Annotated in this window: 31 protein-coding genes; 28 read left to right on the plus strand and 3 right to left on the minus strand. The window is 53.2% G+C overall.

The features are described 5' to 3' along the window. Positions 1–10 precede the first annotated feature (10 nt). Positions 11–1,213: an aminopeptidase P family protein gene (locus OLX08_RS09300; protein ID WP_391481042.1), complete on the minus strand. Its 1,203-nt coding sequence runs from the start codon at positions 1,211–1,213 to the stop codon at positions 11–13. A 301-nt stretch (positions 1,214–1,514) separates the two neighbouring features. Between OLX08_RS09300 and OLX08_RS09305 the strand changes: the two genes are divergently transcribed. After that, positions 1,515–1,904, plus strand: a complete 390-nt coding sequence (locus tag OLX08_RS09305) for a carboxymuconolactone decarboxylase family protein (protein ID WP_341246993.1) — start codon at positions 1,515–1,517, stop codon at positions 1,902–1,904. A gap of 9 nt (positions 1,905–1,913) precedes the next feature. On the opposite strand, the gene OLX08_RS09310 is transcribed toward OLX08_RS09305, so the two are convergent. Then, on the minus strand, positions 1,914–2,360 hold the full coding sequence (locus OLX08_RS09310; protein ID WP_391481043.1) for an Lrp/AsnC family transcriptional regulator: 447 nt from the start codon (positions 2,358–2,360) through the stop codon (positions 1,914–1,916). A 138-nt stretch (positions 2,361–2,498) separates the two neighbouring features. Here OLX08_RS09310 and putA point away from each other — a divergent pair, with 138 nt between their 5' ends. Beyond that, positions 2,499–5,942: a bifunctional proline dehydrogenase/L-glutamate gamma-semialdehyde dehydrogenase PutA gene (gene putA / locus OLX08_RS09315; RefSeq protein WP_391481044.1), complete on the plus strand. Its 3,444-nt coding sequence runs from the start codon at positions 2,499–2,501 to the stop codon at positions 5,940–5,942. Positions 5,943–6,007: 65 nt separating this feature from the next. On the opposite strand, the gene OLX08_RS09320 is transcribed toward putA, so the two are convergent. Then, entirely contained in the window at positions 6,008–6,625 is a 618-nt protein-coding gene (locus OLX08_RS09320) for a 2OG-Fe(II) oxygenase family protein (RefSeq protein WP_391481045.1), read from the minus strand. A 223-nt stretch (positions 6,626–6,848) separates the two neighbouring features. Between OLX08_RS09320 and rpmC the strand changes: the two genes are divergently transcribed. The 26 genes from rpmC to OLX08_RS09450 all read left to right on the plus strand — a co-directional run bounded on the left by rpmC (position 6,849) and on the right by OLX08_RS09450 (position 25,048). Further along, complete coding sequence (gene rpmC / locus OLX08_RS09325) at positions 6,849–7,055, plus strand: 50S ribosomal protein L29 (RefSeq protein WP_048599042.1); 207 nt, start codon at positions 6,849–6,851, stop codon at positions 7,053–7,055. A gap of 3 nt (positions 7,056–7,058) precedes the next feature. Further along, positions 7,059–7,289: a 30S ribosomal protein S17 gene (rpsQ, locus tag OLX08_RS09330; RefSeq protein ID WP_048599041.1), complete on the plus strand. Its 231-nt coding sequence runs from the start codon at positions 7,059–7,061 to the stop codon at positions 7,287–7,289. A 73-nt stretch (positions 7,290–7,362) separates the two neighbouring features. Beyond that, entirely contained in the window at positions 7,363–7,731 is a 369-nt protein-coding gene (rplN, locus tag OLX08_RS09335; protein WP_048599040.1) for a 50S ribosomal protein L14, read from the plus strand. 1 nt (position 7,732) lies between these two features. Continuing rightward, on the plus strand, positions 7,733–8,044 hold the full coding sequence (gene rplX / locus OLX08_RS09340; RefSeq protein WP_048599039.1) for a 50S ribosomal protein L24: 312 nt from the start codon (positions 7,733–7,735) through the stop codon (positions 8,042–8,044). After that, positions 8,037–8,600 carry a 50S ribosomal protein L5 gene (gene rplE, locus OLX08_RS09345; RefSeq protein ID WP_048599038.1) on the plus strand — a complete coding sequence of 188 codons (564 nt, stop codon included), beginning with the start codon at positions 8,037–8,039 and terminating at the stop codon, positions 8,598–8,600. Before rplX ends, rplE begins: the two co-directional genes overlap by 8 nt. Before the next feature lie 19 nt (positions 8,601–8,619). Further along, on the plus strand, positions 8,620–8,925 hold the full coding sequence (gene rpsN, locus OLX08_RS09350) for a 30S ribosomal protein S14 (RefSeq protein ID WP_048599037.1): 306 nt from the start codon (positions 8,620–8,622) through the stop codon (positions 8,923–8,925). A 14-nt stretch (positions 8,926–8,939) separates the two neighbouring features. Next, entirely contained in the window at positions 8,940–9,332 is a 393-nt protein-coding gene (gene rpsH, locus OLX08_RS09355; protein WP_048599036.1) for a 30S ribosomal protein S8, read from the plus strand. A 10-nt stretch (positions 9,333–9,342) separates the two neighbouring features. Further along, the gene (gene rplF, locus OLX08_RS09360) at positions 9,343–9,876 is read left to right on the plus strand and encodes a 50S ribosomal protein L6 (protein ID WP_048599035.1); all 534 of its coding nucleotides are present in this window, start codon (positions 9,343–9,345) and stop codon (positions 9,874–9,876) included. Between the two features lie 12 nt (positions 9,877–9,888). After that, positions 9,889–10,248: a 50S ribosomal protein L18 gene (gene rplR / locus OLX08_RS09365; protein ID WP_048599034.1), complete on the plus strand. Its 360-nt coding sequence runs from the start codon at positions 9,889–9,891 to the stop codon at positions 10,246–10,248. A gap of 11 nt (positions 10,249–10,259) precedes the next feature. Further along, complete coding sequence (gene rpsE / locus OLX08_RS09370; RefSeq protein ID WP_391481049.1) at positions 10,260–10,829, plus strand: 30S ribosomal protein S5; 570 nt, start codon at positions 10,260–10,262, stop codon at positions 10,827–10,829. A 12-nt stretch (positions 10,830–10,841) separates the two neighbouring features. Further along, positions 10,842–11,030 (plus strand): 50S ribosomal protein L30, encoded by a 189-nt coding sequence (gene rpmD, locus OLX08_RS09375; protein WP_048599032.1) that lies wholly within the window; start codon positions 10,842–10,844, stop codon positions 11,028–11,030. A 203-nt stretch (positions 11,031–11,233) separates the two neighbouring features. Continuing rightward, positions 11,234–11,713: a 50S ribosomal protein L15 gene (rplO, locus tag OLX08_RS09380; RefSeq protein WP_048599031.1), complete on the plus strand. Its 480-nt coding sequence runs from the start codon at positions 11,234–11,236 to the stop codon at positions 11,711–11,713. Between the two features lie 106 nt (positions 11,714–11,819). Further along, the gene (secY, locus tag OLX08_RS09385; protein WP_391481051.1) at positions 11,820–13,184 is read left to right on the plus strand and encodes a preprotein translocase subunit SecY; all 1,365 of its coding nucleotides are present in this window, start codon (positions 11,820–11,822) and stop codon (positions 13,182–13,184) included. 98 nt (positions 13,185–13,282) lie between these two features. After that, positions 13,283–13,927 (plus strand): adenylate kinase, encoded by a 645-nt coding sequence (locus OLX08_RS09390; protein WP_391481052.1) that lies wholly within the window; start codon positions 13,283–13,285, stop codon positions 13,925–13,927. A gap of 186 nt (positions 13,928–14,113) precedes the next feature. Beyond that, complete coding sequence (gene rpsM / locus OLX08_RS09395; RefSeq protein ID WP_048599028.1) at positions 14,114–14,482, plus strand: 30S ribosomal protein S13; 369 nt, start codon at positions 14,114–14,116, stop codon at positions 14,480–14,482. 13 nt (positions 14,483–14,495) lie between these two features. Further along, entirely contained in the window at positions 14,496–14,885 is a 390-nt protein-coding gene (gene rpsK / locus OLX08_RS09400) for a 30S ribosomal protein S11 (protein ID WP_048599027.1), read from the plus strand. Between the two features lie 109 nt (positions 14,886–14,994). After that, positions 14,995–16,011 (plus strand): DNA-directed RNA polymerase subunit alpha, encoded by a 1,017-nt coding sequence (locus OLX08_RS09405; RefSeq protein WP_048599061.1) that lies wholly within the window; start codon positions 14,995–14,997, stop codon positions 16,009–16,011. Between the two features lie 125 nt (positions 16,012–16,136). Then, positions 16,137–16,556, plus strand: coding sequence for a 50S ribosomal protein L17 (rplQ, locus tag OLX08_RS09410; protein ID WP_048599026.1), 420 nt, complete (start codon positions 16,137–16,139; stop codon positions 16,554–16,556). A 136-nt stretch (positions 16,557–16,692) separates the two neighbouring features. Beyond that, positions 16,693–18,000 (plus strand): replication-associated recombination protein A, encoded by a 1,308-nt coding sequence (locus OLX08_RS09415; protein ID WP_391481054.1) that lies wholly within the window; start codon positions 16,693–16,695, stop codon positions 17,998–18,000. Positions 18,001–18,031: 31 nt separating this feature from the next. Beyond that, positions 18,032–18,376: a fluoride efflux transporter FluC gene (locus OLX08_RS09420; protein ID WP_048599024.1), complete on the plus strand. Its 345-nt coding sequence runs from the start codon at positions 18,032–18,034 to the stop codon at positions 18,374–18,376. Then, positions 18,373–19,422, plus strand: coding sequence for an RluA family pseudouridine synthase (locus OLX08_RS09425; RefSeq protein WP_341247000.1), 1,050 nt, complete (start codon positions 18,373–18,375; stop codon positions 19,420–19,422). Before OLX08_RS09420 ends, OLX08_RS09425 begins: the two co-directional genes overlap by 4 nt. Continuing rightward, entirely contained in the window at positions 19,419–20,129 is a 711-nt protein-coding gene (locus OLX08_RS09430) for an ATP12 family chaperone protein (RefSeq protein ID WP_391481056.1), read from the plus strand. The genes OLX08_RS09425 and OLX08_RS09430 overlap by 4 nt, the downstream gene beginning before the upstream one ends. A gap of 217 nt (positions 20,130–20,346) precedes the next feature. Continuing rightward, positions 20,347–21,366, plus strand: a complete 1,020-nt coding sequence (locus tag OLX08_RS09435) for an amino acid ABC transporter substrate-binding protein (protein ID WP_391481058.1) — start codon at positions 20,347–20,349, stop codon at positions 21,364–21,366. Positions 21,367–21,489: 123 nt separating this feature from the next. Then, the gene (locus tag OLX08_RS09440) at positions 21,490–22,707 is read left to right on the plus strand and encodes an amino acid ABC transporter permease (protein WP_391481059.1); all 1,218 of its coding nucleotides are present in this window, start codon (positions 21,490–21,492) and stop codon (positions 22,705–22,707) included. A gap of 1 nt (position 22,708) precedes the next feature. Next, positions 22,709–24,268 (plus strand): amino acid ABC transporter permease, encoded by a 1,560-nt coding sequence (locus OLX08_RS09445; protein WP_391481060.1) that lies wholly within the window; start codon positions 22,709–22,711, stop codon positions 24,266–24,268. Between the two features lie 12 nt (positions 24,269–24,280). Next, positions 24,281–25,048, plus strand: coding sequence for an amino acid ABC transporter ATP-binding protein (locus tag OLX08_RS09450; RefSeq protein ID WP_048599018.1), 768 nt, complete (start codon positions 24,281–24,283; stop codon positions 25,046–25,048). The last annotated feature ends 62 nt before the right edge of the window (positions 25,049–25,110 follow it).

Genomic DNA, 25,110 nt, shown 5'->3' on the forward strand with positions numbered 1-25,110 from the left:
ATTTGTTTTATTAGCCTACAACGTTGAATTCGGGGCCGTAGGGGTAGCCGGTGATATTTTCGTTGCCGTCTTCTGTGATGACCAGAATGTCATGCTCGCGGTAACCTCCAGCACCGGCCGTGCCTTCGGGGATGGTCAGCATTGGCTCCATTGAAATCACCATTCCGGGCTCAAGAACCGTGTCGATGTCCTCTCGCAGCTCTAATCCTGCTTCGCGCCCGTAGTAGTGGGACAGCACGCCGAAGGAATGCCCATAGCCGAACGTACGATATTGCAGCAAATCGTGTTCGGCGAAGAAGTCGTTGATCTGCTCGGTGACCTGCGCGCAACTCATCCCGGGTTTCAGCAGGCTCATGCCCAGCTCATGTGCCGCGACGTTTGCTTCCCAAATCTTCAAGCTGGCGGGATCAACGTTTTCAACAAATAACGTCCGCTCAAGTGCTGTGTAATAGGCGCTTATCATTGGGAAAGTGTTCAGGCTCAAGATATCACCCGATTGCAGGGCGCGGCTTGTTACGGGGTTATGTGCGCCGTCAGTGTTGATGCCCGACTGAAACCACACCCACGTATCGCGGTATTCCGCATCGGGGAACCGCTTGGCGATTTCCAGCTCCATCGCATCGCGACCTGCCATTGCCACATCAATCTCACGAGTGCCCGCTTTGATCGCGTCTTTGATGGCGTAGCCGCCCACATCGGCAACTTGCGCGCAGGCGCGGATAAGTTCAATTTCAGCCGCGGATTTATGCATTCGTTGGCGCATCGTGACAGGTGCCATGTCAACTTTTGCTTTGGGCGATAAGAACACGTCCATCAGCTCGGACTGGCTCAACGTTAGGTGATCGGCCTCATACCCGACGGTCTTGCCCGCCCCAGTCACAGACAAAATTGCGCGCCAATAATTGTTTCGCTGCCAGTCGGTGTAGGTGATGTTGTCGCCGCTACTTCTGCGCCAAGGTTGTGCTGCATCGATGCCCGCACTGATCGTGACATCTTCGGTTTGGGTCACGACAACTGCGTAAGGGCGGCCAAACGCACAGTAGAGAAACCCCGAGTAGTAGGCCACGTTATGCATTGATGTGAATACGCACGCGTCCACCCCGTTGGCCTGCATATCTGCGCGCAGGCGTTTTAGGCGGTTGGCATATTCAGATGCATCAAAAGGCAGGGATTTTTCACCCTGATGAAAGCGGTAAAATTCTGGACGTTCCATGACAATGGTTCCTTCACAAACGTGCCGGAATGCCAATCAAGGAAGCCGATCTCCCTCAACCGCATCACGGCAAAGAAAATCCCGGCGTTCAGGAAATGAGGATAACGGGCGTGCAATAAATGCTGGCGACGCCATCGCCTGCCCACTTAGGAATGATGGCCTGAGTCTGCTTTTGAAAGCAAGCAAATTTCAAATTGGTACAAGAAGTTTGGGGCTAAAGCCGCCACGCGTTTCGCGCAAGGATTTGACAAGCATCACAACACATTGGCGTATTGTGCCAGCACCCAAAAAGGAAAACACCATGGATACGTTTGATGAAGATTTGTTTCTCAAAGGGCTTGAGCAGCGCAAGGCGACCCTTGGTGCAGAGTACGTTGAGAAAAACCTTGCTGCTGCGGATGATTTCACTCGTCCGTTTCAAGAGGCCATGACTGCTTGGTGTTGGGGGTTTGGCTGGGGGGATGATGTCATTGACGCCAAGACGCGCTCTATGATGAACCTGTCGATGATTGGTGCGCTTGGTAAGATGTCTGAATGGGAAACCCATTGTCGTGGTGCGCTCAGGAACGGCGTGAGCCAAGACGAAATTCGCGCTATTATTCACGTCATCGCAATTTACTGCGGCGTACCTCAGGGGCTTGAGTGTTTTCGCGTGGCGCGCAAAGTGTTGAACGAACAGAGTGTTGAGTAATCACGCCTGCTACTCGTGGATGGCTTCAATTGACACATGTGTCGAGGTAGAGCTGACGTGCGGCAGTGATGAGATTTTCTCACCCAAGACGCGACGGTAGTCGTCTGTGCTGACGGTGCGCACTTTCAATAAGTAGTCAAACGCCCCCGCGATCATGTGGCACATCTCAACTTCGGGGATTTTGCGCACCGCTTCGTTGAAGGCGCGCAGGGCGGCCTCGCGGGTGTCGGCCATCTTCACCTCAACAAAAGCTACGTTGCTGCGGCCCAATTTGCGTTGGTCGATGTTGGCGCGAAACCCCGTAATATAGCCAAGCTGTTGTAATTTCTTGAGCCGGATTTGGCAGGGCGTCTTAGATAGGCCCACGCGCTCAGCGATACTGCTGACGGAAGCACGGCCATCAACAGCCAGCACATCCAATATTGCATAATCTATCCGGTCAATCGAACTATACATGTAATTCTCAATGCTTGATCTGGCTAAAATAGCCCTAAAAATAGGTTTGATAAAACTACTTTGGATTAATCTATAGTCAATCTGACTTTTACGTTGGTTGTAAGTTGCTCTCAGTCTTTTTGGGAGGGGCGTTTGGCCATGGATTACTCAGCAAAGCGTGCCGCTATTCGCGCACAGCACACCGCAGACGAAGCGCTGCTTATTTCGCAGCTAACTACACAGGCAGCGTTTACGCCCGAATTCCATAACGCTGCGCATCACCGCGCTGTTGGATTGGTCAACGCCATTCGCAACGACAAAAAGCCAAGCCTCATGGAGGTGTTTTTGGCAGAGTACGGGTTGTCCACCGAGGAAGGTGTTTCGCTGATGTGTTTGGCCGAAGCATTGTTGCGGGTGCCAGATGCGACCACCATTGATGCGCTGATCGAAGACAAGATTGCGCCGTCTGAATGGGCAAAGCACTTGGGTAATTCCAGCTCGCCTTTGGTGAATGCGTCTACTTGGGGCCTGATGCTGACGGGCAAAGTACTGACCGATGGGAAGGGCGTTGCGTCCGTGTTGCGCGGTGCGGTGCGCCGTCTGGGGGAACCTGTTATTCGCAAAGCGGTAGCCCGCGCGATGAAAGAGTTGGGCGCGCAATTCGTACTGGGTCAAACGATTGAAGCGGCCGTCAAACGCGGGCTTGCCCAAACCAAGCGCGGTTACACTTACTCATATGACATGCTGGGCGAGGCCGCGATGACCGCGGATGATGCACAGGCGTTTTATGATGCATATGCCGATGCGATTGAGCGCCTTGCGGCGTCATGCACGCAGGCAGATATCCGTGACAATCCTGGCATTTCAATCAAGCTTTCTGCGTTGCACCCAAGATACGAGTTTGGCCAAGCTGATCGTGTGATGCGTGAGTTGGTGCCGCTGACCCTTGGCCTTGCGCAGCAAGCGAAGGCCGCGGGGATGGGGCTTAATATTGACGCAGAGGAGGCGGACCGCCTTGATCTGTCACTTGATGTAATTGAGGCCGTGTTATCTGATCCGTCTTTGGCGGGTTGGGACGGCTTTGGTGTGGTTGTGCAGGCATACGGCAAACGTGCTGCCGCCACTATTGATTGGCTCTATGCGCTGGCCCAGAAACTTGACCGCAAAATCATGATCCGCTTGGTGAAAGGAGCCTATTGGGACACCGAGATTAAGCGCGCCCAAGTTGAAGGGCTGAACGACTATCCTGTCTTCACCAAAAAGCGGGCCACGGATGTGTCGTACCTGTGCTGTGCGCAAAAACTGCTTGGCTACACGGATAGGATTTACCCGCAATTTGCGACGCACAACGCCCATTCTGTTGCCGCTATTCTTGAGATGGGCGCTGCACGCGACGCGTATGAATTTCAACGGCTCCATGGCATGGGCGAGGCGTTGCATGATGTGGTGGTGCAAAGTGAAAATATCCGCTGCCGCATTTACGCGCCCGTGGGCACCCACGAAGATTTGCTGGCCTATCTGGTGCGCCGCCTTTTGGAGAACGGGGCGAATAGCTCGTTTGTAAATCAAATCGTTGATAAAGCGGTTCCTGCCGAGGTGGTCGCCGCCAGCCCGTTTGAAGATTCGATGGCGAGTGGCGCTGTGTTACCCAAACCAGCGGATATTTATGCGTCTGAACGGCTGAACTCGCGTGGTTGGGATTTGCACAACACCCACGACGTGGATCAGCTAGAGTCTGCGCGTCTGCCGTATCAAAACCACGTTTGGGATTTACGCAGTAAGGGCGGTGAGCAGGTAGATGTATTTGACCCTGCCGCGCCACAGGTTCTGGTAGGCAAACTGACCTACATGACCGAGGCACAAACGCACGAGGCAATCGCACGTGCGGTGTCGTGGAACGTATCAGCGGCGGAACGTGCGGATGTGTTGCGCAAAGCGGCCAATCTCTATGAGGCGCATTTTGGTGAGTTGTTCGCATTACTTGCCCGCGAGGCAGGCAAAACCGCGATGGACGCAGTGGGCGAATTGCGTGAGGCTGTTGATTTCCTGCGGTACTACGCGGCCCGTAGTGTTGAACTCTCTGCGCCTGCGCGTGGTATCTTTACGTGCATTTCGCCGTGGAATTTCCCGCTAGCGATTTTCACGGGCCAAATTGTGGGGGCACTGGCCGCTGGCAATGGTGTTTTGGCCAAACCCGCTGAGGCAACAAGCTTGATCTCATTACGGGCGACAGAACTTTTGCATGAGGCGGGCGTTCCCGCCGATGTGTTGCAGCTTTTGCCGGGCCGTGGGGATGTGGTTGGAAAAGCCTTGAGCAGTGATGCGCGGATTGATGGTGTTTGCTTTACCGGCTCAACCGTAACTGCGCAGTCGATCAACCGCGCAATGGCTGCCAATGTTGCGCCCCATGCGCCACTTATTGCAGAGACAGGTGGGCTGAACGCGATGATCGTCGATAGTACCGCGCTGCCCGAACAGGCGGTGCGGGATATTGTGGCATCTGCCTTTCAGTCTGCGGGACAACGGTGCTCGGCGCTTCGGGTGCTTTATGTCCAGCAAGACGTCGCGGATAAAATGCTGACGATGCTCTATGGGGCGATGGATGAGTTGTGTGTGGGTGCGCCGTGGGATTTGGCAACGGATGTTGGCCCCGCAATTGATGCGGCTGCGAAAGCCAAGATTGATGCACATATCGAGATCGCGCAGCATGAAGGGCGATTGCTGCATCAGGTTTCAGTGCCAAGCGAAGGTCATTTTGTGGCGCCAAGCGTGATCCGTGTGAACGGCATTTCTGATCTGGGCGAGGAAATCTTTGGCCCTGTCTTGCACGTAGCCACTTTTGCAGCGTCGGATTTGACGCGCGTAATGGCCGACATCAATGCCACGGGTTACGGGCTAACTTTTGGGATGCACAGCCGGATTGATGATCGGATCGCCTTGGCGTCACGCACGGTGAACGCTGGCAACATCTATATCAATCGCAATCAGATCGGTGCCGTGGTGGGGTCTCAACCGTTTGGGGGCGAGGGGATGTCTGGCACTGGGCCGAAGGCAGGTGGTCCAAATTATGTTGTGCGGTTCACCAAGCCCGAGGCCCGCACAGTTGCGCATACTGAACAGCGCAGCGTTGCGACCGATCGGGTTCAGGCTGCAATTGATGCGGCGCAACTGTCAGGCATGGCTTTGGACAGTCAGGTTTTTCCGGGACCAACTGGTGAATCAAACCGCATGACAACCCACGGGCGGGGAATGGTCTTGTGCCTTGGGCCGGGACCGCAGGCAGCAGCACAGCAAGCTGAGGCAGCAGAACAGGCGGGGTGTTATCCGGTTATGGCAACGTCAGGTTTGCTGTTAGATGGCGCAATAAACGGTGATGTGACCGCAGAAGCACTGAGCACGTTGCATGGCTTTGCGGCAGTTGTGAGTTTTGCCGCCCCCGAGCAGTTGCGTGAATACCGTGTGGCTTTGGCCGCAAGAGACGGCGCGTTGCTCCCGTTGTTGAGTGAGGGGGATTTCGCGCGCTGGCTTACCCATGAGCGGCACGTTTGCGTTGATACAACAGCTGCGGGCGGCAATGCACAGCTTCTTAATGCAGGCAGCTAAGCTTGGATCAACACGCAGGCGCCGCTGTTATAGTGTGAGGCGGTGCCTGCTGTGTTTTGTACGGGCTAGGCCCACTTGTAGTTAAAGCTAACGCTGATCCGGTCTTCTTCGGACATGTTCATGGGTACTTCGTGGCGCAGCCAGCTTTCCCAAAGCAAAACATCTCCGACGGCAGGTTTGGCGTACACGAATGTTTTTAGCTCTTCCCGCGCGTCTGCGGTGCGGGGTGGTGCCGCCATCATCATCTGTGAACGCGGGTCTTCAAGCTTCAGCGCCGAGGTGTCTTTGGGCATTGCCACATAGGTGGTTCCAGAAATAACCGAATGGGGGTGAATGTGGGATGTGTGGATGCCGCCTTCTGGCAGGATGTTGATCCAGATGTCTTCCAACACCAATTCACGGTCACCCAAGTCAAAACACAGGTCCTTGGCAAATTCAGCTACGTGTTTATCGAGCGCGTCCACCACATCCTTGAAGATCGGAAAGCGCCACGGCAAATCCGTAAGGGACGCATAGCTGGTGTAGCCTGCATAGCCGTTTTGCTCGCACCACTCTTGGCCGGCCTCATCATCTTCTGCGATGACATAGCAGGATTGCTCCAGCTCAGTTGGGTCAATTTTGCCGTGCTGTGACAGAGCGGCTGAGTAAAGGCGGGTTGCGAAGAGCGATTTAATCTGTGTCATAGCGCAGTCGATACCTGATCGCCTTGCGTCAAGCCAGTGTCATCGACCGTCCCGACTATGATGCGGCGTGGTTCTTCCCTTTTGGCCCATACTGCGGGCGATAAAAACAAAGGGGTTGCGTGGTTTCACTATCCCCCCTATACGGCCAGCTTCTACACCCACTCCACCAGAATCGGGGTGACCCTCGGGGGCCCGCTGGTGATGTTGAAAAAGGAATAGTCCAATGGACGCTAAAGAACTCCGCGACAAGTCGCCGGATCAGCTTCGCGAAGACCTCGCATCGCTCAAAAAAGAAAGCTTTAACCTGCGTTTTCAGCAGGCTACTGGCCAACTTGAAAACACAGCACGTATGCGCCAAGTCCGTCGTGACGCGGCACGTGTAAAAACAATTCTGAACGAAAAAGCAGCATCTGCTGCAGCGGAGGCTTAACCTATGCCCAAGCGTATCCTGCAAGGTGTTGTCACAAGCAACCAAAACGAGCAAACCGTCACTGTATCGGTTGAGCGTCGCTTCACGCACCCCGTTCTGAAAAAGACCATCCGTAAGTCCAAGAAGTACCGGGCGCACGATGAGAAGAATTCTTTTAATGTTGGTGACCTCGTTCGTATCATCGAATGTGCACCGCGTTCTAAGACAAAGCGTTGGGAAGTTCTGACAGACTAAGTCAGGCTTCACAGCTTAATCGAAACCCTGGGGATAGGGCACGCATCGCCCCCCAAAGGTCGGGAGAAACCAAATGATCCAGATGCAGACCAACCTGGATGTTGCTGACAACAGCGGCGCTCGCCGTGTTCAGTGCATTAAGGTGTTGGGTGGCTCTAAGCGTAAGTACGCTTCCGTAGGTGACATCATTGTCGTCTCGGTTAAAGAAGCCATCCCACGTGGCCGTGTGAAAAAAGGCGACGTCCGTAAGGCCGTAGTTGTTCGCACCGCTAAAGAAGTTCGTCGCGAAGACGGCACAGCAATTCGCTTTGACCGTAACGCAGCAGTTATCCTGAATACCAACGGTGAGCCAATCGGCACACGTATCTTCGGGCCAGTTGTTCGTGAATTGCGCGCCAAAAACTTCATGAAAATCATCTCGCTCGCGCCGGAGGTGCTGTGATATGGCTGCTAAGTTGAAAAAAGGTGACACTGTCATCGTGATCGCTGGCAAAGACAAAGGCAAAACAGGCACTATTCAGTCTGTTGATCCGTCCGCTGGCAAGGCTGTTGTGGAAGGCGTTAACATCGCCATCCGCCACACACGCCAATCGCAGACAAGCCAAGGTGGTCGCATTCCAAAAGCAATGCCCATCGAGCTGTCGAACCTCGCGTTTGCCGACAAGAACGGCAAAGCAACACGCGTCGGCTTCAAAATGGAAGGCGACAAGAAAGTTCGCTTCGCCAAAACCACGGGAGACGTGATTGATGCTTGATACAGCAAACTACACCCCCCGTCTGAAGTCTCTTTACAACGACACCATTCGTGCGTCGATGAAAGAAGAGTTCGGCTACAAGAACGACATGCAGATCCCGCGTTTGGACAAAATTGTTCTGAACATCGGTGCGGGCGCTGAAAGCGTAAAAGACAGCAAGAAAGTGAAAGCGGCTCAGGAAGATCTGACTGCAATCGCTGGCCAAAAAGCTGTTGTTACGATGGCCAAGAAATCAATCGCGGGCTTCCGGGTTCGTGAAGATATGCCTCTTGGTACCAAAGTAACATTGCGCGGCGAGCGTATGTACGAATTCCTTGATCGCTTTATCACCATCGCAATGCCTCGTATCCGCGACTTCCGCGGCATCTCGGGTAAGTCATTCGATGGCCGTGGCAACTACGCCATGGGCATGAAAGAGCACATCGTGTTCCCTGAAATCGACTTTGATAAAGTCGACGAAGTCTGGGGCATGGACATCATCATCTGCACCACCGCGCCAACGGATGCGGAAGCCAAGGCACTGTTGAAAGCTTTCAACATGCCCTTCAATTCGTAAGCGCGGAGAGGACTGAGATATGGCTAAAAAATCTATGATCGAACGCGAGAAAAAGCGTCAGCGCCTGGTGGAGAAATTTGCCGCTAAGCGTGTTGAGCTTAAGTCAATCGCGCGTGACGAAAGCAAGCCCATGGAAGAGCGGTTCAAAGCACAGCTTGAGCTGGCAAAATTGCCCCGCAATTCTTCGGCTACACGTCTTCACAACCGTTGCCAACTTACAGGCCGTCCCCACGCTTACTACCGTAAGCTTAAGGTCAGCCGTATTGCTCTTCGTGAGCTTGGCAGCCAGGGTCAAATCCCTGGTATGGTCAAGTCAAGCTGGTAAGGGAGGTTTAACAAATGAACGATCCTATCGGTGATATGTTGACACGCATCCGCAATGGTCAGATGCGCGGCAAATCCACGGTTGAAACCCCTGCGTCCAAGCTCCGTGCTTGGGTTCTGGATGTACTTGCCGACGAAGGCTACATCCGCGGTTATGAAGGCAAGACTGGCATTGATGGCCACCCTGCTTTCGAAATCAGCCTGAAATACTACGAAGGCACTCCTGTCATTCGCGAAGTGAAGCGGGTTTCTACACCTGGCCGCCGCGTTTACATGGGCGCTAATGATATCCCCACTGTCCGTCAGGGCTTGGGTGTGTCGATTGTCAGCACGTCTCGCGGCGTGATGTCGGATGCAAACGCACGCGCAGCCAACGTCGGTGGCGAAGTGCTCTGCACAGTCTTCTAAGGAGGAACAGATGTCTCGTATTGGTAAAAAACCAGTTGCTCTGCCCTCCGGTGTAGAAGCGAAAATCGACGGTCAGACCGTTGAAGTGAAAGGCCCTAAGGGTGTCCGTTCCTTCACCGCGACTGACGATGTCACACTCGCCGTCGAAGATGGTGCTTTGTCTGTAACGCCACGCGGCAAGTCCAAGCGTGCACGTCAACAGTGGGGCATGACCCGCACAATGGTCGCCAACCTGGTGACTGGTGTGACTGACGGCTTCAAGAAAGAGCTTGAGATCAACGGTGTTGGTTATCGTGCTGCCATGGAAGGCAAGAACATCAAACTGTCATTGGGTCTGTCCCATGACGTTGTGTTCCAAGTTCCAGATGGCGTTACAGTAACTGCCCCGAAGAACACACAGCTCATTGTGGAAGGTATCGACGAACAACAGGTCGGTCAGGTTGCGGCAAACATCCGCGCTTGGCGTAAGCCCGAGCCTTATAAAGGCAAGGGGATCAAGTATGTCGACGAATATATCTTCCGCAAAGAAGGTAAGAAGAAGTAAGGAACCGCAGCTATGGCTAACAGTAAAAGAACTCTGTTCCTTAAGCGCCGCCTGCGCGTTCGGAACAAACTTCGCAAGGTGAATGCAGGACGTATGCGTTTGTCCGTTCACCGTTCAAACAAAAACATCAGCGTACAGCTGATCGACGATGTAGCTGGTAAAACAGTTGCCTCAGCTTCCTCTATGGAGAAAGACTTGGGTGTCGTAGGTCAGAACAACATCGCAGCAGCAACGAAAGTTGGCGCAGTGATCGCGGAACGTGCGAAAAAAGCCGGTGTCGAAGAAGCATACTTCGATCGTGGCGGTTTCCTCTTTCACGGGAAAGTAAAGGCTTTGGCCGATGCTGCTCGTGAAGGTGGTCTGAAGATCTAAGGAGACGGAAAATGGCAGAACGTGAAAACCGTCGGGGTAAAGGTCGCGATCGCGAAGAGACCCCTGAATTCGCCGACCGTCTGGTGGCGATCAACCGTGTGTCGAAAACTGTAAAGGGTGGTAAGCGCTTTGGCTTTGCCGCACTCGTAGTTGTCGGCGATCAGAAAGGCCGTGTTGGCTTCGGTAAAGGTAAAGCGAAAGAGGTCCCTGAGGCAATTCGCAAAGCTACCGAGCAAGCAAAGCGTCAGATGATCCGTGTGCCTCTTCGCGAAGGCCGCACATTGCACCACGATATGGCTGGCCGTCACGGCGCAGGCAAAGTTGTAATGCGTACCGCCCCAACGGGTACTGGTATCATTGCTGGTGGTCCAATGCGTGCTGTGTTCGAGATGTTGGGTGTTCAGGACGTGGTTGCTAAGTCAATCGGTTCGCAGAACCCTTACAACATGATCCGCGCTACGTTGGATGGCCTCACTAAGGAAAGCAGCCCCCGTCAGGTGGCACAGCGCCGTGGTAAGAAAGTGGCTGACATCCTGTCCAAAACTGACGCTCCAGCGCCTGCCGCTGAAGCTGAAGCCTAAGGAGACTGACCAATGGCTAAAACCATCGTTGTTAAGCAAATCGGTTCACCCATCCGCCGCCCTGAAAAGCAGCGTAAGACTTTGATCGGTCTGGGCTTGAACAAAATGCACAAAACCCGTGAGCTAGAAGACACACCATCCGTTCGCGGCATGGTTAACTCTATCTCTCACATGGTTGAGATCATCGAAGAAAAAGGCTGAGCTTCGGCTTAGTTGACAGATTTGCGCCTCGCATCCGTGCGGGGCGCTTTTCGTTTGGCGTAATTGATGCGTGCAGCACCTTGATCCAAAGGCGTTGCGGGTCTATACGCCGCCAGTGGGCTTCCATTGGGCGTCCCGAATCATTTTAACGCCGTGTCCCTCCCGTTCGCTTCGGGGAGACCGTCCGGCAAAGGAGAAGCGATATGAAACTCAACGAACTACACGACAATCCCGGGGCAACCAAAAAACGCAAGCGCGTTGGTCGTGGTCCGGGTTCTGGCACTGGTAAGACTGGTGGCCGTGGTATTAAGGGTCAAAAGTCCCGTTCAGGTGTTGCGATCAAGGGTTTTGAAGGCGGGCAGATGCCCCTCTACCAACGCCTTCCAAAGCGTGGCTTCAACAAACCGAACCGCAAGAAATTTGCTGTTATCAACCTTGGCTTGATCCAGAAGTTCATCGACGCAGGTGTTCTGGAAGCTGGCAAAATCACCGAAGATACACTGGTATCTACAGGTGTTGTGCGCCGCAAGCTTGACGGTATCCGCATTCTCGCTAAAGGCGAAGTAACAGCGAAAATTACTGCTGAAGTAACTGGCGCGTCAGCTGGCGCGATCGCTGCTGTTGAAAAAGCCGGCGGTAAATTGACCGTTACTGGCCCAGCAAAAGAAGCGGCCGCTGAATAAGAGGTTGTTAGGGGCGCTTACGCCCCTTACATAACGCTTTAAGTTTTCCAAGCGCCGCCAACGGGAAGCCGTCTGGCGGCGCATTTGATTAAAAGAGACGATTGATATGGCATCAGCTGCGGAACAAATGGCCTCCAACATGTCGTGGGGGGCTTTCGGCAAAGCGACCGAATTGCGCCAGCGCATTTTATTTACGATTGGTTTGTTAATCGTCTATCGGATCGGAACCTATATTCCTGTACCGGGCATCGATGCAGACAGTCTGCGTACGTTTATGGATCAAGCGGCCAGCGGTATTGCGGGCGTTTTGGGCATGTTTACCGGTGGTGCGCTGTCGCGGATGGGCATCTTTGCCCTCGGCATTATGCCTTACATCTCAGCTTCGATTATCATTCAGCTTTTGACAGCGATGGTTCCCTATTTCGAGCAGCTGAAAAAAGAAGGCGAGCCTGGCCGTAAGAAAATCAACCAGTTCACGCGTTACGGCACAGTGGTGCTGGCCACGTTCCAAGCGTACGGGTTGGCTGTCTCGCTTGAGGCTGGCGATCTTGTGACTGATCCCGGTTGGTTCTTCCGCATTTCGTGTGTTGTGACCCTTGTGGGTGGCACGATGTTCCTGATGTGGCTTGGTGAGCAGATTACAGCACGCGGTATCGGTAATGGTATCTCTCTGATAATCTTCGTTGGTATTATTGCAGAATTGCCGTTGGCCTTTGCTCAGTTCTTTAGCCAAGGCCGTTCTGGTGCACTTAACTCTGCTACGATCGTTGGTGTTCTCTTTATGATTGGGGCGACGCTAACGTTTGTCGTCTTCATGGAGCGCGCTTTACGGAAAATCACCATTCAGTATCCGCGCCGCCAAGTTGGTATGAAGGTGTATGATGGCGGTTCAAGCCATTTGCCCGTCAAAGTGAACCCCGCTGGCGTTATCCCCGCGATTTTTGCATCGTCTCTGTTGCTATTGCCAACCACCCTCGCAACTTTTAGCGGGAACCAAACAAGTCCGTTCATGTCGACTGTTCTTGCCTATTTCGGACTGGGTCAGCCACTTTACCTCGTGTTCTTTGCGGCAATGATCATTTTCTTCACGTTCTTTTACACCTTTAACGTCGCCTTCAAGACCGAAGAAGTTGCAGACAACCTCAAGAACCAGAACGGTTTTGTTCCCGGTATTCGCCCCGGCAAGAAAACAGCTGAGTATCTTGATTATGTCGTGACGCGTCTGTTGGTGCTTGGTGCTGGCTATCTTGCGCTAGTGTGCTTGCTGCCTGAGATGATCCGCTCGAACTTACAAATTACGGCTTATTTTGGCGGTACATCTATTCTGATTATTGTCAGCGTCGGCATGGATACGGTTCAACAAATCCAGTCGCATTTGCTCGCTCACCAGTACGAGGGCTTGATTGAAAAGTCCCAGCTAAGTGGCAAAGGCAAGGGCCGCCGGAAAAAACGTAGCCCAGTTCGCCGTTAAGATTTGATAAATTACTAAGCGCCTCTGCAAATTTGTAGGGGCGTTTTGGTATCCAATAGTATACAAACTCGGTGAATCGCCAAGAAAGACCAAAAAATATGACGAACATCATTCTCCTCGGACCTCCTGGTGCTGGCAAAGGCACCCAAGCACGCAAGCTCGTTGAGCAACGCGATATGATCCAACTCTCAACCGGTGACATGCTTCGTGAAGCAAAGACATCCGGAACGGAGATGGGCAAAAAAGTCGCGGCAGTGATGGATGCGGGCAACTTGGTGACTGATGAGATCGTTATTGGTTTGATCGAAGAAAAGCTGACCGGTGATGCAAAGGGCGGCTTCATCTTTGATGGTTTCCCGCGCACGTTGCCTCAGGCAGATGCGCTGGCAAAGCTGATGGATAAGATCGGGGCATCTCTTGATGCAGTGATTGAAATGCGTGTTGATGACGAGGCTCTCGTTGCGCGGATTACGGCCCGCTCAACCTGTGGTGACTGTGGTGAAGTCTATAATGATGCGACCAAGCCGCAGCCTGCGGATGGCAAGTGCTCGAACTGCGGCAGCAGCAATTTCCAGCGGCGCGCAGATGACAACGAAGATAGCCTGAAGACGCGTCTGATGGCTTACTATAAACAGACCAGCCCACTGATTGGGTATTACTACGCGAAGGAACAGCTGTCTTCGGTGAACGGTCTGGGCGAAATCGGTGACGTTGCTGGCGAAATCAACGCTATTCTGGATTGAGTGAACAACCTCGTATTGACGCTTGAGCCAAAAGGCCCTAGCTAGCCCCATCTGCCCCGCTCTTCTGAGTCGGGGTAGTTGCGCTTTTGAGTGCTAAATACCTCGATATGACAAAGGACTTTCCGTCCGATGTTGTGAAAAAAGGGTCTGGAACTACGGATCCGCAACTGAAAAAGGAAGAGAACATTGGCTCGTATTGCCGGCGTTAACGTCCCGACGAATAAGCGCGTCGTGATTGCCCTCACTTATGTTACTGGCATTGGTAACACCTCTGCTTATGCGATTTGCGAAGCGTTGGGGATCGACCTCACGCGCCGCGTGAACGAACTTTCCGATGCGGAAATTTTGTCACTGCGTGAGCACATCGATGAAAACTACACCGTTGAAGGCGACCTGCGTCGTGAAACAACGATGAACATCAAGCGTCTGATGGACCTTGGTTGCTACCGTGGCCTACGTCACCGTCGTAACCTGCCTGTCCGTGGTCAGCGCACACACACTAACGCTCGTACTCGCAAAGGTCCTGCAAAGGCCATTGCTGGTAAGAAGAAATAAGGGGGACTGATCCATGGCTCGTGATAAGACCCGCACTAAGAAAAAAGAACGTAAGAATATCGCCGCTGGCGTTGCTCACGTAAACTCTTCTTTCAATAACACAAAAATCCTCATCTCAGACGTTCAAGGCAACGCCATTTCTTGGTCGTCAGCTGGCACAATGGGCTTCAAAGGCTCACGTAAGTCTACGCCATATGCGGCGCAGATGGCGGCTGAAGATGCTGGTAAAAAAGCGCAAGAGCACGGCGTGAAGACGCTGGAAGTCGAAGTGCAAGGCCCCGGTTCAGGCCGTGAATCTGCGCTGCGTGCTTTGGCTGCAGTTGGTTTCAACATCACATCTATCCGTGACGTGACGCCAATGGCGCACAACGGTTGCCGCCCACCAAAGCGTCGCCGCGTATAATACCTGAATATCCTTGGGGCCGCGTCTCGCACACGGCCCCATTTCGTCATTTTTAACCTCGAGAGCGCTCCTTTTAGGACATGGAAGGAACGCAAGAATGGAGGGACGCATGATCCATAAGAATTGGCAAGAACTGATCAAGCCACAGCAACTGGCTGTAAAGCCCGGCAACGATCCTGCACGTCAGGCAACTGTTGTAGCTGAACCGCTTGAGCGTGGTTTCGGTTTGACGTTGGGCAACGCCCTGCGCCGTATTTTGATGTCATCACTTCAGGGTGCTGCCATTACTGCGGTTCAAATCGATAATGTTCTGCACGAGTTTTCAAGCGTTGCTGGTGTACGTGAAGACGTCACCGACATCATCTTGAACCTTAAAGGCGTTGCGATCCGCATGGACGTAGAAGGCCCCAAGCGGGTTTCTATCCAAGCTAAGGGTCCAGGCGTTGTGACTGCTGCCGACATTTCCGAGTCTGCTGGTGTTGAAGTTTTGAACAAAGACCATGTGATCTGTCACCTTGACGATGGCGCGGACGTGTTCATGGAACTGACCGTCAACACGGGCAAAGGCTACGTTGCTGCGGACAAGAACAAACCAGAAGATGCGCCTATCGGCATGATGGCAATTGATGCGATCTACTCACCTGTCAAAAAGGTAAGCTATGACGTTCAGCCAACACGCGAAGGTCAGGTTCTGGATTATGACAAGCTGACACTTAAGCTTGAAACAGATGGTTCAATCACGCCAGACGATGCTGTTGCTTACGCGGCGCGCATTCTGCAGGACCAGTTGTCTATCTTTGTGAACTTTGATGAGCCTGAAAGCGCATCAGCTGCACAAGAAGATGATGGCCTTGAATTCAACCCACTGCTTCTCAAGAAAGTGGACGAGTTGGAATTGTCTGTTCGTTCAGCAAACTGCCTGAAGAACGACAACATTGTCTACATTGGTGATCTTATCCAGAAAACCGAAGCTGAAATGCTCCGCACGCCTAACTTTGGTCGTAAGTCTTTGAATGAAATCAAAGAAGTATTGTCAGGCATGGGCTTGCACCTCGGCATGGATGTTGAGGACTGGCCACCGGACAACATTGAAGATCTGGCTAAGAAGTTCGAAGACAACTTCTAAGTTGATATTACGCGGAGCGGGCCGATATATGGTCCGCTCTGCATACAGACTGGGCAATCCCGCCCCAATTTGAAGGGCTGACACGCATCAGACCCTCGCTACAAAGCATAATTAGGAGATAAGAAATGCGTCACGCAAAAGGTTACCGCCGCCTAAATCGCACACACGAGCACCGTAAGGCGCTGTTTGCAAACATGGCTGGCTCGCTCATCGAGCATGAGCAAATCAAAACAACACTGCCAAAGGCGAAAGAACTTCGTCGCGTTATCGAAAAGCTGGTAACATTGGGCAAAAAAGGCGACCTTCACTCACGTCGTCAGGCTGCAAGCCGTTTGAAGCAAGACGCATATGTTGCGAAATTGTTTGAAGTTCTCGGACCACGCTACAAAGACCGCCAAGGTGGTTACGTGCGTGTTCTGAAAGCTGGCTTCCGTTACGGTGACATGGCGCCGATGGCGATCATCGAGTTTGTTGATCGTGACCGCGATGCAAAAGGTGCAGCAGACCGTGCGCGCACCGAAGCGGCAGAAGCTGCTGCTGAGTAAGGCATCACGCCCTACATTTGAATTCGGGCCCCGTCGCAGAAATGCGGTGGGGCTTTTTTTTATTTCGACTAAGTCTTTTGAAAATGTCGACAATCAGCAGCTTCCCCTCGGCTCTTCATGGGCGTAGTTTCGACGTATGACTGATCTCTTCGCCACGTCTGAGCCTGAAGCCTCTGCCGGCACGCGTCCGCTGGCGGACCGGTTGCGTCCACAGTCGTTAGCAGACGTTATTGGTCAGCAGCACGTCCTTGGCGCTGAGGCGCCGCTTGGAGTAATGCTCGCGGCCGGCAGTTTGTCATCTTTGATTTTCTGGGGCCCTCCGGGTGTTGGCAAGACCACAATTGCGCGTCTACTGGCTCACGAGACTGACCTACACTTTGTGCAGATCAGTGCCATTTTCACGGGTGTGCCTGAGCTACGAAAAGTATTTGAAGCGGCTAAAATGCGCAGGGCCAACGGGCAGGGTACGCTTCTGTTTGTGGACGAGATTCACAGATTTAACAAAGCGCAGCAGGACGGGTTCTTGCCGCATATGGAAGATGGTACGATCTTACTGGTGGGGGCGACGACGGAGAACCCTAGCTTTGAATTGAACGCAGCCGTCATGTCGCGGGCGTCTGTGATGGTTCTTGAACGTTTGTCGACCGATGACTTAGAGCTGCTTGCGCAGCGCGCGGAGGCTGAGTTGGGGCGTGACTTGCCGCTTGATGGCGATGCGCGCCGTGCACTTCTTGAAATGGCAGATGGGGATGGTCGCGCCGCCCTCAACTTGATCGAACAAGTAGCAGCTTGGAAAGTTGCGTCGCCACTAGATGCAGCCCAGCTGAGTACCCGCTTGATGCGGCGTGCAGCGCAGTACGACAAAAGTGGCGATGCGCATTACAACCTAATCAGTGCGTTGCATAAATCGGTGCGCGGCTCGGACCCTGATGCGGCGCTTTATTGGTTCGCCCGTATGCTGGATGGCGGGGAAGACCCACGCTTTTTGGCGCGCCGCATAACACGGATGGCTGTGGAAGACATTGGCCTTGCAGACCCCCAAGCCCAAGCAGTGTGTTTACAGGCGTGGGAAACGTACGAGCGGCTTGGTAGCCCGGAGGGGGAGTTAGCACTTGCGCAGGCTCTGACCTATATCGCGCTGGCCCCTAAATCGAACGGTGTTTACGTGGCCTACAAAGCCGCGCGTGCCGCCGCCAAGGCAACTGGTTCAGCGCCTCCGCCTAAACATATTCTGAATGGTGCGACCAGTTTCATGAAGGACCAAGGCTACGGCAAGGGCTACGCCTATGACCATGATGCAGAAGATGGGTTTTCGGGGCAGAACTATTTCCCCGATGGCATGGAGCGCCCACAATTTTATCAGCCGGTTGAGCGCGGCTTTGAGCGGGACCTAAACCGCCGACTGGAATATTTCGCAAAGTTGCGGGCAAAGCGCGGCAGTTGACAAAAGCTTCGTTGGCGCGCAAACGCCCCCAATGTTTTCAACACTTATCTCTGTAGCGCTTGGCGGTGCTGTTGGCGCGTGTTTGCGCTTTGCGGTGGGGCTTTGGGTTGCGTTCCCAATGGGTACCTTGGCCGTGAACGTTGCGGGATCATTTGCAATCGGGGTTATTTGGCTCGCGCTTGATAAAGCGTGGCTTCCCTTTGTGATGACAGGTGTGTTGGGTGGGTTTACCACCTTTAGTGCGTTCTCCCTGGACACGCTAAGATTGATGGAAGAGGGCCGTATATTGTATGCTGGCGCCTACGTGGGAGCTTCGGTGCTTCTGTCCCTTTTGGCCTGTGGGGTTGGCCTTACACTTGCAAGGAGCCTGTCATGAGCGGCGTCCAACTATTGACCATTGAAGCGGATGAAGCGGACCAGCGGATTGATCGGTGGCTACGCCGCAGGTACCCGCATTTGGCTCAAGGCCGTATTGAGCGGATGTGCCGCAAAGGTGAGCTACGTCTTGATGGGGGTCGTGTGAAGTCTTCGAGCCGTGTGATGGCTGGTCAGACCGTGCGTGTACCGCCGATCCCTGATGAGGCTGAGCCGGTCGCTTATGTGCCTAAAGCCAAGATCAGTGCAGATGATGTGAAGATGATCCAGTCCTGTGTGATCTACCGCGATGATCACATTGTGGTTTTGAACAAACCTGCGGGCCTGCCTTCACAGGGGGGCAGCAAGCAGACCCGCCATGTGGATATGCTATCTGAAGCGTTGAAATTCGGTTTCGAAGAGAAGCCACGTTTGGTGCACCGTTTGGACAAAGACACCTCTGGTGTGTTGTTGTTGGCGCGTACCCGCGCTGCGGCGCAGGCCTTTACCGCCGCATTCCGTCACCGCGAAACCCGCAAGATTTATTGGGCCATTGTCGCGGGTGTTCCGCACCCCGGTATGGCGTCGGTCAAATACGGGCTGAAGAAGGCCACTGGTCATGGCGCCCGGGGCGAAGGCGAGCGGATGATTTGCGTTCACCCCGATGAAGTGCGCTTTGATGATGACGCAAAACGTGCGCACACTGATTATGCGGTGCTGTCGCGGCTGGCGTCTCGTGCGGCTTGGATGGCGCTGACGCCTGTCACAGGTCGGACCCACCAGTTGCGCGCGCACATGGCTGAGATCGGACACCCGATTGTTGGTGATGGTAAATACGGCGGCAGTAGTCAGGAAAACTTTGGGGATGGTTGGGGCGCACAGCTTGGTGGTGACATCAGCAAGAAATTGCACCTTCATGCGCGTTCACTGAACTTGTTGCATCCCATGACGGGCGCACAGCTGACGCTAACCGCGCCGCTGCCTGATCATATGGAACGTACTTGGCAAACTTTCGGTTGGTCGGCTTCTGATGTGCCAGCCAACCCGTTTGATGGGGATGAATTTTGAGCGAGTGGAAGAACAAACGTTTCTGGACGGACGTCGATGTCGCACCTGTTGATGCCGGGTTTGAGGTTCATCTTGATGGTCGGCAGGTCAAAACACCGCTGAAGAATGTGCTGTGCGTGCCGTCTCGGCCGTTGGCAGATGCCATTGCAGGTGAGTGGCGTGCGCAAAGTGATGAGATTGATCCGCTTTCCATGCCTGCGACCCGCTATGCGAATGCGGCCATTGAAAAGGTTACACCGCAAAAGTCCGATGTTGCGGACATGCTGGCAAGTTACGGTGAGACTGATCTGCTTTGTTACCGCGCGCTACAGCCTGATGAGTTGATTGCCCGTCAAGCAGCGGCATGGGACCCGATGCTCGATTGGGCGGATCAGACATTTTCAGCGCGGCTTAACACTGGCAACGGTGTCATGTTCGTAGAACAAGACCCGACTTCTTTGGCCAACCTTTCTGCTGCAGTGCACGCATTGAGCGTTTTTGAAGTAGCGGCTTTGCATGACCTTGTTTGTATCAGCGGCTCATTGGTTTTGGGACTTGCAGCGGCGCGCGACAGTCACCCGTTGGATGCGCTTTGGGCGTGGTCGAGAATCGATGAGGAATGGCAGATTGAGCAGTGGGGCCGCGATGAAGAGGCGGATGCACTCATGGAATCAAAGCGCCTTGCCTTTGAAAACGCGGCACAATTCTTTGCGTGGGTGAAAAATTAACCTGCACTGCTTGCTTCTTAGGCGTAACGCAGCGGCAACTTGGTTGTTTTTGCATGAATAGGGCCAGTTCGGGCATTCTTTCTCTTGACCTTCCCCCCCTATTTTGGCCAACTTTGTCCACTGCGGATGGGCGTTGTCCCGTTCTATCGGTAACCAGGCATATATTTGACTTGGATAAGCCGTCTCAACAGGGACGGAAAATCAGGAAGAGGTAATTATGAAAAAAACCGTATTTCTTGGCGCACTGACACTCTCAGGCTTGGCTGCAGTTGCAGCATCTGCCGGTACGTTGGATGACGTCAAAGCACGTGGCATTATGAACTGTGGTGTGACCACCGGCGTTCCAGGCTTTGCTGCTCCTAACTCAAGCGGCGAATGGGAAGGCTTTGACGTTGACGTATGTCGCGCGGTCGCAGCTGCTGTTTTGGGCGACCCGACTGCTGTTGAGTTCGTTCCAACAACAGGCAAAACACGCTTCACAGCGCTTGCTTCTGGCGAAATCGACATGTTGGCACGTAACACAACATGGACATTCAGCCGTGACGTAGACCTGAAGTTCGACTTCATTGGTGTGAACTACTACGACGGCCAAGGCTTCATGGTTCCAAAAGAGCTTGGCGTTTCTTCAGCCAAAGAGCTTGATGGCGCGACTGTATGTATCCAAACTGGTACAACAACAGAGCTGAACCTTGCTGACTACTTCCGCTCAAACAACATCAGCTATGAGCCCGTGCCAATCGAAACAGGCGCAGAAGCTGTACAACAGTACAACGCCGGCGCATGTGACGTGTACACAACTGACGCATCTGCATTGGCCGCTCAGCGCGCTAACTTCCCAGATCCATCTGCACACGTTGTTCTGCCCGAAATCGTATCAAAAGAGCCACTCGGCCCGCTGGTACGTCACGGCGACAACGAGTGGGGCGATATCGTTCGCTGGACACTCAACGCACTGATCTCAGCTGAAGAGCTGGGTGTGACATCTGTAAACGCAGCTAGCCTTGCAGCTGACGGTTCAAACAACCCAGAAATCAACCGTTTGCTCGGTGCCGAAGGCAACTTGGGTGAGCAACTTGGTCTGGATGCAGATTGGGCGAAGCGCGCACTTGAAGCCGTAGGCAACTACGGCGAGTCATTTGCACGTAACATCGGTGAAAGCACACCAATCGGCCTGGCACGTGGCTTGAACGCTTCGTACCTCGACGGTGGTCTGATCTACTCACCACCATTCCGCTAAACACATCCGGAAAAGGGCGTGGCGTTTGCTGCGCCCTTTTTCTATATGCCGACCACCTGACGTGCGGCGCTGGTCTTTTTTCAGTGGTAAGTGCGTGATCAGGAAAAGCAGGGAAATTACCTTATGAGCTCGACACCCGATACGCCGCAAGGCGGGTTCCGTTTGTCCATGTTGCTGAACGATACCCGGTATCGCTCGTATACCTTCCAATTTATTGCGCTTGTCGCGATCATCGCCGCAATGGCTTTCATCGGTGGCAACTTGGTGCGCAACCTTACGGCCGCCGGTCTGAATATCTCTTATGACTTCTTGGGTCAGCAGTCGGGATATGACATCAACCAGCGCCCTATCGAATATACATCCCAATCTACACATGGCCGTGCTGCACTTGTTGGCTTGCTGAATACGCTGATCGTTGCGTTCCTAGCTTGTGTGACGGCAACAATCATTGGTGTTGTGGCTGGTGTGCTGCGACTATCTCCTAACTGGCTCGTCCGTAAGATCATGAGCTTTTATGTTGAGATTTTCCGCAATGTGCCCGTTTTGATCTGGATTCTGATCATTTTCTCAATCCTCATTAATGCAACTCCCGCACCCCGCGCGTTTAAGGGTGCTGATCCGCAAGCATCTATGTGGCTGTGGAACAGTGTTGCCGTGACCAACCGTGGTGTGTTCATGCCAAGCCCCGTATGGAATGAAGGTTCCATGATGGTCATTGGCGTGTTTCTTGCGTCCATCTTGGGTATCTTTATGTTCCGTCGTTATGCTAAAGCGCAGCTTTTCAACCATGGACGTTTGATTTCTACTTTCTGGCCATCCGTTGGCCTATTCTTTGTCCCAGCTATTCTGGCGCAGATTGTTTTGGGAAATCCCATTGGTCTTGAGTACCCAGAGTTGAAGGGTTTCAACTTCAAAGGCGGCTTCACCATCCGCGGCTCTCTTATTGCGCTGTGGCTGGCCCTTGCGGTCTATACAGGTGCGTTTATCGCCGAGAACGTGCGCGCAGGTATTCTTGCAATCTCCAAGGGGCAAACCGAAGCGGCTGCTGCGTTGGGCTTACGGCCCAAGCGGATCATGAGCCTTGTTGTGCTGCCACAGGCACTGCGCGTAATTATTCCGCCGCTGATTTCGCAGTACCTCAACATCACCAAAAACTCGTCATTGGCGATCGCTGTTGGGTATATGGATTTGACCGGTACGCTGGGTGGGATCACCCTTTTGCAAACAGGACGCGCCATTGAGGCAGTGTTGCTGCTGATGCTGTTCTATCTTGTGATTTCGCTGTCGATCTCTTTCCTGATGAACATTTACAACAACTCTATGAAGTTGAAGGAGCGCTAAGATGAGCGATACAAACGCCCAATCTGTTGCCTTCGTTCGCAACTCTGAAATCCCCGCTTCACCGCCGCCTGCGGGCGAAACCGGACCTGTAAAGTGGATGCGTGAAAACCTGTTTTCTGGCTGGGTTAACTCAGTCATGACGGTCATCGCATTTCTGCTTATCGCCCGTTTCATCATGGGTGTGTTCCCATGGTTCTGGAATGGTGTTTGGGACGCCACAAGCATCAAGGATTGCCGTAACATTATGGCCGATGCGGGCACTGCAGGTTCTGCGTGCTTTGCCGTGTTGGTTGATCGTTGGGATCACCTACTCTTTGGGTTCAAATACCCCGCCACTGAATATTGGCGCCCTACTTTGGCGTTTGTCCTTTTGGTGGTTTGCGCAATGCCAGCGCTTTTCGCGATGTATTTGCCGCGTAAACTTTTGATTGCGACAGCGCTCTATCCTTTCGTTGCGTATTGGTTGATCTGGGGCGGCTCAGTTTGGGTGCCTGTGGTTATCCTTGGTCTATTGGCCGTAACCGCCGCGATTTATTTGTTCATTGAGGGCCTAAGCGTTTCGTTGCGCCAAGTCGTTGCAGGCATTGTTGGTGCGCTGTCAGGCATCGGCCTTGGCTATCTACTGTACCTTGGTGCGCAAGAGCTTTGGTTTATCTCTGGCAATGTAAGCGCAGGGGAAGGCATCGTTTCCACAGTGGCTGGGTTTGTCTTTATGATCGCCGCGATTTTCACCTACGCGTTCTTTATCCCGATGGGCATCTTTGTGGGTTATGCGATTTACAACAGCTATGAAGATGGTGGCTTGGTCACAATCGTTACCACATTGTTCAGTCTCTATGCGTTGATGGTTTACGGGCTGGGACCGATCTCAGCCGCGATCAATAGCGTTGTTCCGATCGAGCTTGAAGCAGTCGCGTCCCGCGATATGGGCGGCTACATGCTCTGCATGATCCTCGGCACGGTGTGCGTGTCCTTGTCCATTCCGCTGGGTGTTGTGCTGGCGCTTGGGCGTCAGTCGAACATGCCCCTTATCAAAGGTGTTTGCGTAGTATTCATCGAGTTCATTCGCGGCGTACCTTTGATCACGTTGCTGTTTGTGGCAAACGTTATGCTGGCGTATTTCTTCCCACCTGAAAGCTCGATCGACCTGATCCTGCGCGTGATCATCATGATCACAGCCTTCTCTGCGGCGTATATCGCCGAGGTGATCCGTGGTGGCTTGGCGGCGTTACCCAAGGGCCAATATGAGGCGGCAGATAGTCTTGGTTTGAACTACACCCAAGCGACACGTCTCATCATCTTGCCTCAGGCGTTGAAAATCTCAATCCCGGGCATCGTGAACGTGGCCGTTGGTTTGTTCAAAGACACCACACTTGTGTCGGTCATTTCAATGTTCGATATCGTCGGCATGATCCGTGGTCCGATCCAACAGTCAACAGACTGGATTTCGATCTACTGGGAAGTCTACCTCTTTGCTGCGGCAGTTTTCTTCGTCGTTTGCTACTCAATTTCGCAATACTCACAATGGCTGGAACGTCAGCTTCAAACTGGCCATCGTTAAGGAGCGCCTGATATGTCTCAAATTTCACAAATGAAGGTCTCTGACGAGGTCGCCATCGAAATCAATCAGATGAACAAGTGGTACGGCTCGTTTCACGTGCTGCGCGACATTGATCTGACTGTAAACCGTGGCGAACGTATCGTTATTTGTGGGCCGTCCGGTTCTGGTAAATCGACGCTGATCCGTTGCATCAACGCGCTTGAAGAGCACCAGAAAGGCACCATCACTGTTGATGGTACGTTGTTGTCTTCTGACTTGAAAAACATCGACACTATTCGCTCAGAAGTGGGCATGTGCTTTCAGCACTTCAACTTGTTCCCGCACCTGACAATTCTTGAGAACTGCACGTTGGCACCGATTTGGGTTCGCAAGACCCCAAAGAAAGAAGCCGAAGAGATTGCGATGCATTTCCTTGAAAAGGTGAAGATCCCAGAGCAAGCGGATAAATATCCCGGTCAGCTTTCTGGTGGTCAACAGCAACGTGTTGCAATCGCGCGTTCACTTTGCATGAAGCCACGTATCATGTTGTTTGACGAGCCGACCTCTGCGCTTGACCCTGAGATGATTGCCGAGGTTCTCGACACTATGATCGAGCTTGCGGAAGAAGGCATGACAATGCTCTGTGTGACCCACGAGATGGGTTTTGCGCGCAAAGTTGCAAACCGTGTGATCTTTATGGATGCAGGCCAGATCGTCGAGCAAAATGAGCCAGAGCAGTTCTTTGAGAACCCACAATCAGACCGTACCAAGTTGTTCCTCAGCCAAATTTTGGGCCACTAAGGTATCAGCACCATTGCGGTGAACTGATTAGAAAAGGGCGCTTTGAGGCGCCCTTTTTTGTG

Source organism: Nereida ignava (genome assembly GCF_047114695.1).
GTDB classification, from domain to species: Bacteria; Pseudomonadota; Alphaproteobacteria; order Rhodobacterales; family Rhodobacteraceae; genus Nereida; species Nereida ignava.